Annotated in this window: 4 protein-coding genes; 1 reads left to right on the top strand and 3 read right to left on the bottom strand. The window is 59.6% G+C overall.

The genetic code is table 11. The features are described from left to right. Window positions 1–126: 126 nt before the first annotated feature. Both E1J53_RS13000 and E1J53_RS12995 read right to left on the bottom strand, forming a co-directional pair. The gene (locus tag E1J53_RS13000) at window positions 127–1,101 is read right to left on the bottom strand and encodes a PorP/SprF family type IX secretion system membrane protein (RefSeq protein WP_134270748.1); all 975 of its coding nucleotides are present in this window, start codon (window positions 1,099–1,101) and stop codon (window positions 127–129) included. 4 nt (window positions 1,102–1,105) lie between these two features. After that, window positions 1,106–3,265: a thioredoxin domain-containing protein gene (locus E1J53_RS12995; RefSeq protein ID WP_134270749.1), complete on the bottom strand. Its 2,160-nt coding sequence runs from the start codon at window positions 3,263–3,265 to the stop codon at window positions 1,106–1,108. Window positions 3,266–3,546: 281 nt separating this feature from the next. Between E1J53_RS12995 and E1J53_RS12990 the strand changes: the two genes are divergently transcribed. Next, a complete protein-coding gene (locus E1J53_RS12990; protein ID WP_134270750.1) occupies window positions 3,547–4,785 on the top strand; it encodes an ABC transporter permease in 1,239 nt (412 codons plus the stop codon). A 52-nt stretch (window positions 4,786–4,837) separates the two neighbouring features. Here the strand turns inward: E1J53_RS12990 and E1J53_RS12985 are convergent, their stop codons facing one another. Next, a complete protein-coding gene (locus tag E1J53_RS12985) occupies window positions 4,838–11,698 on the bottom strand; it encodes a gliding motility-associated C-terminal domain-containing protein (RefSeq protein ID WP_154640193.1) in 6,861 nt (2,286 codons plus the stop codon). Between the last annotated feature and the right edge of the window lie 49 nt (window positions 11,699–11,747).

Here is an 11,747-nt window from a genome sequence, read left to right as displayed (position 1 = left end):
GTTGCCAACTTTCAACGCAAGTCAAAAAGTTTTTAACACCCTGCTTGGCAGCTTCCCGACGGAAACGCAATACCGGAAGCGCTTATTATTAAAGTGGCGGGATAAACCAACTTTTAACACAAAGATTTACTCTTTGGCCCGCGGATAGTAAATAATCGGCGGCGGGACACCCGCTCCGATCCTGGTTCTCAAGTTGTACTTGATGGTGATTTCGTGGCTTCCATCCTGAACGCTCCTCAACTCCGAAAGCGTAAGGTCGTAGGCGTAGGCCAGCGAAATTTTGTCGCTGAGGTTCAATCCTCCGATGAGGGCGATGGCGTCCGAAGTATTGGCGTTGTACCCCCGGTAGGTGGCTCCCACGAAAATGTTTTGGTTGTACTGCATCGTGGCTCCCAGACTGAGCTGGGTTTGCACCCCGTCGCTGGCCGCAAAAAATACCGGAGCCAACTGCCAGTTCCGGACCACGTCAAACTTCAGGCGCAGGTAAGCGTGGTACTGTTGTCCGAGTTGGTAATCAAGCCCCGAGAATCCCAGGACGGGCTGATTGAGGTTACGGACGGACACCCCGCCCTCCAATTTCTCCGCCTGATAGAAAATTCCGGCCGACAGGCTCAGGGTACTGTTGTCAACGGCCGTGGTCGGCAGCAAATCATCGTTATGGATGATGGCGTTGGGATCCTCGTAAATGCCGTCCGCCGTCCGCAGCAGACTACCGTCGAGACTCAGCTGCGTCATCCGGGCGGACACGCCCACCGACCATACGGCCGAGGAGGTGACCAGTTGGTAATTGTAGGATGCACCAAAGCGACTGAGTCTTCTGGCGCCAATTTCATCGCGTTCTACCTCCACGCCAAACCCGCTACTGAGGTAGTAGATCGGTAGGTGCGCACTAAGCCGCTGGCCGGAGGGCTGGCCCTCCAGGCCGGTCCACTGGGTGCGAAATGTCCCGGTAATGCTCAGGCTGTTGTCCAGGCCGGCGTAGGCGGGGTTAAACTGTACGGGGTCCAACCAGGGCATACTGTATTGCGCCAGCTGTTGACCGTGAAGAACGCACCCCAGGGTCAGTGCGAAAACAGCAGACAAGAGTAGTCGTTTCATCATCGGTTCAAGAATTTAGGATTTGGGCCCGGGCAGCTTCCGCAGTCGTAACGGGCAAGAGGCATTGCTGGTTCTGGCAGAAATAATACCGCAGCTCGCCATCAAGGTAACGGTCTTTTAGGACTGGTACGTCTTCCCGCTCCGTTTCGGTGGCGACAATTAGCATTCCTGGTCGGTAGAGCGACAGGAACTCCCGGGCCGCGGCCCGGGCCTCCCGGCCCGTAACGACCAGCTCTTCGTCCGCTCCGGCGTGCACGAGGGCCGTTTGTACCCATCCGCCGAAACTGGAGGGGTAGCGTTCCATGCCGCCGGCCATGGCCGCCAGCATTTCTTCTCCCCGCTTCAGGTACTGACCCTCTCCGGTAATCCGGTGGAGCCGCAGCAGGTTGCTGCACATCTGGGAATTACCGCTGGGCAGGGCGTTGTCGAACAGCTCCAGGGTGTCTACCGGAAGCTCATTGTCCTGAGTGGCCTGCAGGAAAAACATGGGCCCCCGGGGCGTAGAAAAGCGCGACAAAACGTAATCGACCATGCTTCTGGCCGAAGTCCCGGCACCTGCCGTCCCCGGCCCATCTTTGTCCGCCACTTCTTCGGCTCCCAGGATCAGGGACAGATCAAAATTCACGGCACTCAGCTCCAGCAGGGCCTCCGCCAGGGCGGCGTAATCGTCCAGGAAAGCCGGTGCCCCCAACTGGCCGTTGGTCCGGTTCCGGTACCACTGTCCGTCGACGTAAAGTTTTTTCTTCACCCCGTACCAAAGCTCTTCGGCCAGGCGGAGGTAATTTTTTTCCTGCGTGGCCCGGTAGCACCAGCACCAACCGGATATCAGCAGCGCGTTCCACTGCAGGATCATTTTGTCGTCCGCTCCGGGAGGCACCCGCTCCACCCGGTGAGTGTGCAGGATTTTACGGGCGCTGGCGATCCGTTCCGTGGCTTCTTCCAGCGGAACCTCCGCGGCGGCGGCTGCCGCCGCCAGGGTGTCCGGCCGGTAGGGGATATTGGTGTGCTCTTCCTCCCAGTTCCCCGTTTCGGTCAAGCCGTAAAATGCCGCCACCAGGGGGAGGTCTTCCTCGGGGATCAAGTCCGCCACTTCGTCGAGTTGCCAGACGTAATATTTGCCCTCCACGCCTTCGCTGTCCGCATCAAGGGCGGCGCGGTAGCCGCCGGCGGGAAGCAACATTTCCCGCAGCAGCCATTCCGTAGTTTCTTCCATGGCCGTAACGAAACGGGCGTTCGGAACCGCCATTTGCAACTTAGCCAGTAGCCGGAGCAGCAGCGCATTGTCGTAGAGCATTTTCTCGAAGTGCGGCACCCGCCACTGTGCGTCCACCGTATAGCGAGAAAAGCCCCCGCCGAGGTGGTCATAAATCCCCCCGTCCAGCATTGCCAGCATACCGTGGGCGGCCAGGTGCAGGTCGTTGTACTCTTCCCGTTGCATTCCGTGCACCAACAGGGCTTCCAGCGACTGGCTCATCGGAAACTTGGGGGCACCACCGAAGCCGCCGTGCTTGAGGTCGTATTGCCCCCTGAGTTTGGTCATCAGCGCCTCCCGCCAGGAATCATGATCTTCGGTTTGGGGCTCTAAGGACATCAGCCGATTTCCCCCGCCCCGGATGTTGTCCGTCAATCGGTCGGCCTGCTCCTCCACCGTTTTGCGATCCTGCTCGAAGAGGTTGCTGAGGTGCTCCAGCAGTTCTCTCCAGCTCGGCCGGTTGTATTTGCGCTCGGGTGGATAGTAGGTACCGGCGTAAAAGGGCCGACCGTCGGGCAGCAGGAAGGCATTCAGGGGCCACCCGCCACCACCGGAAATGGCCTGACAGGCTTCCATGTAGACGCGGTCCACGTCGGGACGCTCTTCGCGATCTACCTTGATACAGATAAATTTTTCGTTCATCAGGGCCGCTGTCTCCTCGTCTTCAAAGCTCTCCCGCTCCATGACGTGGCACCAGTGACAGGTACTGTAGCCGATGGATACGATGATCGGACGGTCCAGGCGCTGGGCTTCGGCCAGCACTTCCGGCTTCCAGGGGTGCCAATCCACCGGATTGTGGGCGTGCTGCAACAGATAGGGACTCGACTCGTGAATCAACGCATTGGTGTGGGCAGGCTGGGCGATGGCAGTGATGTTTAGGTTGAACGGAAAGGTAGAAGATTCTTTGCATAGCAATACGGTCGGAGGGTGGTATTGGTTTTGCGGCCAAACGACAAATGTGTGGCTACCCCTTACCCGGCACCCGGCTGGCCGGGGAAGTCAGCCTCCTTGAATAGATGCTGTCGAAAGCCGACTTACACAAAGCAGTGGATTATTTTCTCTCCTCTTGATACGGTTCCCTGGTCGATCAGCCGCACTCATCCGCCAGCGGTAGCCATCCATCTAATAAAGTGGTTCATCCGGATGCGAATGGGCACCTTGCCCCATCATCTAGTCAAGATTCTAATCTCTCCGGCATGTTAACCTCCATCCGCCGGGCTTTTTCCGAAGCCTTTCGCAACCTGCGCAATAACTTTTTCCAAACCTTCCTTTCCGTTCTCGGCGTAATCATTGGGGTAGGTGCCCTGGTGGCCATGCTGGCCCTGATCGATGGCCTGGACCGCTGGGCGCAGGAGCGCATTGCCGACAAGAGTTCTCTAGAGATGATCACCGTGACCAGCCAGACGGGCACCCGAATCGACGGCGTGTATACGCCAAGAGATACGATCGCCGAAATCGATGAGGCCATCATGACGGAATTGCTCGACTCCCTCCCCTACGACGCCGTCGGTCAACTGGCCCATCAGGGTTCCACCATCGGACGACGGATGGACAGCACCAAACTGGGCATCCGTTACCAGGCGTTTACGATGCCCTTCCTCGAACCGATTCCCGACAGCCTCGTCCTGCACGGAAGGATGATTACCGAAGCGGAGTCACGGCAGGGTGCCAAGGTGGCCGCCGTCAACCAGGCCTTTGCGCGCAAAATGGTCGCCGAGACGGATTCGGTGGACGTAGCCCTGAACCGGCAATTCCTTCTTTTCGGCGACACGCTGACGATTGTGGGCATCATGAAAAACGGAGACCAGCAGGGCCTCACGGCCGGCTTTCCGCTCAATACCCTGGCCAAATTCCCGGACAAGCCACGGATCACGCCCAACCTGATGATCGCCATGGATAATGTGCACAACGTACTCGAGGCCCAGGACTACATCGACGGCTGGATGGAAAGACACTTTCCGGACATCCCCGAAGCCACCCAGAGCTTCACCCAAACGGGCTACCTGGAAGAACTGGGCAAGGGCATGCTGGTCTTCCGGCTGGTGATGGGCTTTCTGGTAGGCATTGCCGTCGTCGTGGGCGGTGTCGGCGTCATGAACGTCCTGCTCATGGCCATCTCCGAGCGGACGCCGGAGATCGGCATCCGCAAGGCCGTGGGCGCCAATCGGAGCAAGATCATCGTACAATTCCTGTCGGAAAGCATCGCCATTTCCATCATCGGATGTTTCTTCGGCGTGATCCTCGGGATGCTGGTGGCCAGCATTGCGGCCCCCATCCTGACCTACCTGATTCCCGAAACGGAATTCAGTGCCGTGTTCACCCTCAATACGCTCATCGTCGTGGTGATCGTGGCCATTCTCGTGGGCGTAATCTTCGGGACATATCCCGCCAGAAAGGCCGCGGGACTTGACCCGGTAGAAGCCATCCGGCGATAGGGATATTCCCCACCGCTACCTGCCAAAAGATTTGTAGCGGTGGGGAACAAGCTTATCGCATGAGCACGAAGTCCCCCTTCAGGGTAATTTCCCGGCCGTCCAGCAGGGTAACCTTAACGCTGAAGACGTAGGTGCCCTGTTCGTAGAGGCGGCCATCGGCCGCCGTACCGTCCCATCCCCAGTTGACGTCATTGGGCCCGACCGGACCGGGGAAAGTGAATACGTTCTCCCCCCAACGGTCGAAGATGAAAAAGTCGGAGATCTCCCGCACCTGGTCGTTGGCAAAGACCCGGTAAAGGTCATTGGTGCCATCGAGGTTCGGACTAAAGGCCGTCGGAGCGTAGATCGGCACGAATCGATCCACGATGACCTTCGCCGTGGCGGTGGCCGAACACCCTTCCGGATCAATGGCCGTAAACGTGTAGGTCGTGGACGTCTGGGGAGCCACGAAGACCTCCGCACCCGAAATCAGTTCTTCCGGACCGGGACTGATCAGGAAACCGTCGGTATTCAGGTCGGTCAGCACCGAAAGCGCCACGCTATCCCCAAGCCGAATGATGGACTGAGCGGGCGTAACCACCAGCTCTCCCCGGGGAGCGGGGTCGAAGGTGAAGTTTTGCGACAGCACGCAGCCGTTGACGTCTTCCAATACAAAGGTGCTTTCCCCGACCGGGAGTCGGAGCGAATCCGGGAAGCCACCCGCCGGCGACAGGGCCCCAGCGGCCGTACCAAACACGTAGGGGGCCACACCTCCCTGAATATCCTGGACTACCAGCACCGGCAGTGTATCCACGCAGTTAGCCGGGACCTCATTGATGGAGACGGCAAGAATTTCGGGGCTGTTCAACGTAATGGAGGCCTCCCGTTGGCAACCGCGGCTGCTGGTAACCATCAGAGAGTAATCCCCCGCCGGCAGTCCCTCTACCATGACCTCCTGGCTTCCGGTGCTCCAGGTGTATTCGTAGGGTGCACTACCCCCGGAAACGACGGCCTGCACCACGCCGTCACTGCCTTCGGCACAACTGACGGCAAAGATGCCGTCGCCGCTCATGATGTCAATGCCCACCGCCAGATCGGTTTCCGTAACGAGCAGGTCACCCGTGAAGTTGGGCGGACAGCCCGAAGCGGTGGTCGCACTGAGGATACTTACGGCGGTGCCCGCAGCAATCGTGCGCTGAATAGTAGTTCCTCCCACGGGGACCGTAATGGCCTCTCCGGGGTCAGAACTCAGGAATACGGTGGCCGGAACGCTTCCGTCGTACTCCAGGGTAATGCTCACGTCTCCGTCCGGACAAATGATCCCGTCACCACTCAGGCTGATGTTCGGGAGTTGTTCCACTGTCACGGAAACGGCCACTACACTATCGCAGCCATTGCTACTGGGTTGTGGCAGCGTGACAAAAAATTGATCCACCGCCTCGTCAAATACCTGTCCACCGTACGTGAAGGAGCCTCCCGCACAAATGGTGGTATCAAACGAGCCTACCGCCTGGGGGAAAAAGTCAATCGTGACGGCGACCGTGGAGTCACAGCCGTTAATGGAAGCATCGGGGAAGATTACGTCACCGCTGGTCCGGTTCGCATCAAAGATTTCTCCGTTTAACCGGAAAGTATCGCTAAGACATATGGTGGTATTGAAGGCGCTCACCGCAGGTGCAAAGAAATCAATGGAAACCGTGACCGTGGAGTCACAGCCGTTGACCGAGGCATCCGGGAGAACGACGTCGCCAATGGTCCGCATGGCGTGGAAGATTTCTCCCTGGTACGTCAGGGTATCCCCTTCGCAAATCGTTTCGGCGTAGGTGCCCGTGGCCGGAGCGAAAAAGTCGATCGTGACCGTGACCGTAGAGTCACAGCCGTTGGTCGAGGCGTCCGGAATCACCACGTCGCCCGTCGTCCGCATAGCGTGGAAGATCTCGCCCTGGTACGTCAGGGTATCCCCCGCGCAGATCGTTTCGGCGTAGGTGCCCGTAGCGGGCGCGAAGAAGTCGACCATTACCGTGACCGTCGAGTCACAGCCGTTGGCTGAGGCGTCCGGAATCACCACGTCGCCCGTCGTGCGCAACGCGTGGAAAATCTCTCCCTGGTACGTCAGGGTATCCCCCGCGCAGATCGTTTCGGCGTAGGTGCCCGTAGCGGGCGCGAAGAAGTCGACCATTACCGTGACCGTCGAGTCACAGCCGTTGGCTGAGGCATCTGGGAGAACCACGTCGCCCGTCGTGCGCATAGCGTGGAAGATCTCGCCCTGGAAGGTCAGGGTGTCTCCTTCGCAGATCGTTTCGGCGTAGGTGCCCGTAGCCGGAGCGAAAAAGTCAACCGTCACCGTGACCGTGGAGTCACAGCCGTTGGCCGAGGCGTCCGGAATCACCACGTCGCTCGTCGTGCGCAGCGCGTGGAAAATCTCTCCCTGGTACGTCAGGGTATCCCCCGTGCAGATCGTTTCGGCGTAGGTGCCCGTGGCCGGAGCGAAGAAGTCGACCGTCACCGTGACCGTTGAGTCACAGCCGTTGGCCGAGGCGTCCGGGATCACGACGTCGCCCGTAGTCCGCATGGCGTGGAAGATTTCGCCCTGGTACGTCAGGGTGTCCCCTTCGCAGATCGTTTCGGCGTAAGTGCCCGTGGCCGGAGCGAAAAAGTCGACCGTCACCGTAACCGTTGAGTCACAGCCATTGGCCGAGGCATCCGGGAGAACGACGTCGCCCGTCGTGCGCAGCGCGTGGAAAATCTCTCCCTGGTACGTCAGGGTGTCCCCCGCGCAGATCGTTTCGGCGTAAGTGCCCGTGGCCGGAGCGAAAAAGTCGACCGTCACCGTGACCGTCGAATCACAGCCGTTGGCCGAGGCGTCCGGGAGCACCACGTCGCCCGTCGTGCGCAGCGCGTGGAAAATCTCTCCCTGGTACGTCAAGGTGTCTCCTTCGCAGATCGTTTCGGCGTAGGTACCCGTGGCCGGCGCGAAGAAATCAATCGTAACCGTGACCGTGGAATCACAGCCATTGGCCGAGGCGTCCGGGAGCACCACGTCGCCCGTCGTGCGCAGCGCGTGGAAAATCTCTCCCCGGTACGTCAGGGTATCTCCTTCGCAGATCGTTTCGGCGTAGGTGCCCGTGGCCGGTGCGAAGAAGTCGACCGTCACCGTGACCGTAGAGTCACAGCCGTTGGCCGAGGCGTCCGGGAGCACCACGTCGCCCGTCGTGCGCATGGCGTGGAAGATTTCGCCCTGGAAGGTCAGGGTATCTCCTTCGCAGATCGTTTCGGCGTAGGTGCCCGTGGCCGGTGCGAAAAAGTCGACCGTCACCGTAACCGTCGAGTCACAGCCGTTAGCCGAGGCATCCGGGATCACCACGTCGCCCGTAGTCCGCAGGGCGTGGAAGATTTCGCCCTGGTACGTCAGGGTATCCCCTTCGCAAATCGTTTCGGCGTAGGTGCCCGTGGCCGGAGCGAAGAAATTCAGGGTGACGGTGACGACGCTATCGCAGCCGTTGGCTGCGGGGAAGGGCAGGGTAACGTCTCCCGTGGTACGGGCGGCAAAAAACTCTTCGCCAAAGTACCGCAGGGTATCCCCCTCGCACCGGGTCTCCGAGTAGGTTCCCGTTTGGGTTTGCTGTGCCGGGATCGCTTCCAGCTGATCGACCGGACGACTACAGCCATTTCCGTCCGTAACCGTTGCGAAACCTACTACACTATTATTTCCCAGATCGGGGAAACCAAAATCGGCGGGACAGAAAGTGAAGGTGGTGTCGCCAACACTGCTCGTCGTCAACTGGCCCGGCACCTGCGTTCCGCCGCGATCTATTTCATAGTCCACCGTAAAGGGCGGCGTGCCCGCAAAAGTGAGGGTGATTTCGGAGCATGCATCGTCACAGACGGTGCTGAAGCTGCCCACCGCCACCGAAGGGATGTCCGTGAAGGCGACAATGGTTACCTGATCGACGGCCGTACAGCCGGCGGCGTCCGTGGCCAGCACTTCGTAGGTTCCCGGAACGAGGTTCGTGACGGTAGCCGTCGTGGCTCCGTTGTCCCACTGGTAGGTTATCATCCCGTTGCCCATCATTCCCGTGGCGGTGGCACTCCCGGTGGCACTGTTGCAGTCGGGCTGGGTTTCCGTGATGGCTACCGTGAAGTCTCCACAACCTCCCGCATTCACCACGGCGGTACAGCTCGCCGTACATCCGTTGGCGTCCACGACGTCGATGATGTACTGCCCGGGCATTAGCATCCGGAAGGTATCGTCCGCCGGGGGCGTGACGGTGGTGCCATTAAGCTGCATGACGTAGGGCATGGTTCCCCCGGACAGATCAAATCCTACCCGTCCGTCGTCGGCCCCAATGGTGGATTCCGCCACACTTCCGCAGCTCAGCATTAAGGCCGGCGGTTCCGTCAGGGAGGTATCAGCGATGACCGTACAGCCATTGGCGTCGGTAACGGTTACGGAGTAGGTCCCGATAATCAGTCCCCCAACCGCCGGAGCATCTGGCAGGCTATCCACGGACCAGGCGTAGGACAGCGGAGGGGTGGCGTTCACCACGGAAACGGAAATTCCGCCGGTGCTGTCTCCCGCGCAGCTGATTTCGGTATCAATACTCATCGTCGCCCGCAGGCTATCGGGGTCCACCAGCGTGAAATCAAGGGGTGCCAAAACACAACCCGTGGCGTCGCTGACGATCACCGAGTAGGTCCCGGCCTCCAGGCCGCGGAGGGTGTCTTGTCCGTCGTAAATATCATCATCCCAGTCAATGGTCAGGCCGGCACCCTGTCCGGAAATATCCAGGAAGATGGCGCCGTCATCTCCTCCCGGACAGGAGGGGTTCATGAAGTCCGTCCCCACCATAATGCCACAGCTGGGGCCGGCAATGGTGAAATTGCAGACGCCGACGCATCCGGCGTCATTGTATACGTCCAGGTCATAATCACCCTGAGGCAAATCATTGATGACTTCCGTGGTATTGGAGGTAACGAAGGAGGTGTCCACCGGCCCGGTGATGGTTACCGTCCAGTCCGGCGTCCCGTCAAAGGTCAGCTCCACGGAACCGGTTCCGCCGATGACGGACGCATCGGTGGGCACACAATCCGGGAAGAGGTCACAGTTGGGCTGGGTGATCGTGGTGGTACAATCGATCGTACAGCCAGCATCGTCGGTGATGGTGATCTGGTAAGTTCCGGCCACCAGATTCCGCAGCGTATCGATGGCCGTAATGGCCTGGTTGGTCACCGGCGGAAGCGGCATCCCCATATCGTCCGTAGCGGTATAGCTGAGGCGGTAACCGGGCGTTCCTCCGCCCACGTCGAGGGCGATCATCCCGTCGTCCAGTGCGTCGCGGGTTTCGTTAATCCCGTCGCAGCTCAGGGTGAGGGCGGGCGGTGCCGTCAGGGTGTAGCTGCCGTCGAGGAAACATCCTTCGTCGTCAATGATCTGGTAGCTGTAGGTCCCCGCCCCGAGGCCCGAAATGGTGGTGGCGTTGGACCCGGTTACGCCCGGGCCGTTCCAGCTGATGACGGGATTGTCCAGCCCCGTAAATTCAACGGTGATGGTGCCGTCATCCACGTCGCTACAACTCGGGTTGGTGGAGTCTTCGTTGGTGAGCATCAGATCCGTACAGTCCGGTCCGGCGATGGTAAAAAACTCTACGTCCTGACAGTCGGTGCGGCCCGCTTCGAAGACCGTGAATATATAGTCGCCCGGCACAAATTCGGACCCGGGAATCGTGTAACCTTCGTTACCGAAGGGACCGTAATCGGAAGGCGAAAAGGTGTCTCCTGTATAATTCACATAAAAGTCCGGCGTACCGTTGAGGATACGGATGAAGATATCCCCGAACATGGTGTACTCCACCACGAAGTCTACCTCACAGGGTGGGTCGGGAATGGTCACCGTACACATGTCCGTACAGCCGGACCCATTATCGGTTACGGTGAAGGTGTAGGTTCCGGCCGGCAGGTTGGGGACAGTATTGGAGCCGTCGAATCCGGTGCGGCTGCCCGAGGTCTCGCCGGTCCAGGAGATGGTGTAGTCGCCGGAGCCGGCGTTGATCGTTACCCGGGCGGCGCCGTCGGAGCCGCCGAATACCGTCGGGCTGCGGATGACCGAACAGGAGATGGCCACCGGCGGGGCGGAGGTGACCGTTGCCGATACGGTTGTCGGGCAGCCGTAGGCATCCGATATGGTGGCCGTGTAGGTCCCGGCCGCCAGGCCGGAGATCGAGGTGCCGCTGCCGGTGTAGCCCCCGGGGCCGGTCCAGGTAACCGTTGCGCCGGCGCCGTTGGATTCCACACAGTAAAGGCTACTGGTTACGAAGTTTTCCAGGGTGATGCTTCCGGTTGGACTAACACAGCCAATATTGGTTACGTTGGCCGTGGCGGTGACCGTGGTGGGGGACGGGCAGGAGGGATTGAAGGTAAATACTCCCCGCACGTAGCATCCCAGCGTGTCTCCGGTGACCCCGTCAATGTCCGGCAGGTTGTCCGAATTGTTATCCTCGACTTCCCATACCTGCAGTACGTAATCTCCCGCGGGGAGGCAGTCGCCCGAGCCGGCGCCCGGGGCGCCGACCGTAAGGTTCGTCGATAAATTACCGCTGCCATCGGCGGGAAAAACGCTGTTGCTGGTCCCCCCCTGCACGATGGTCCATACCATGCCGTTAGGATCAATAATGATGGAGTAGTAAAGCCCCGTACTGCTTCCCGAGGCCGTCCAGCTCATGAAGGCTCCATTAGCGGGATTATTATCTCCGTTGCCACCGTTTTCTACATTAATTCCGGTGATCATCAACGTCCCCCCCGAACAAGGTACCTTTTCGGGGACCGTGTTTCCGGACGTGACAATTTTTGCGGTGGGGATTAATTCAGCAGGAGCTTCCTGTCCACAGAGGTAAAATCCACAAAGCGCCAGGGTAAAGACAAAAAACAAAGATTTCATAAGGGAGCAATCTCACATAAAAAAGAAGGGCGAAACAGCGTGTTGCCCG

Source organism: Lewinella sp. W8, assembly GCF_004375085.3.
Taxonomy (GTDB): domain Bacteria; phylum Bacteroidota; class Bacteroidia; order Chitinophagales; family Saprospiraceae; genus Neolewinella.
This window is presented reverse-complemented; position numbering and strand designations above follow the sequence as displayed.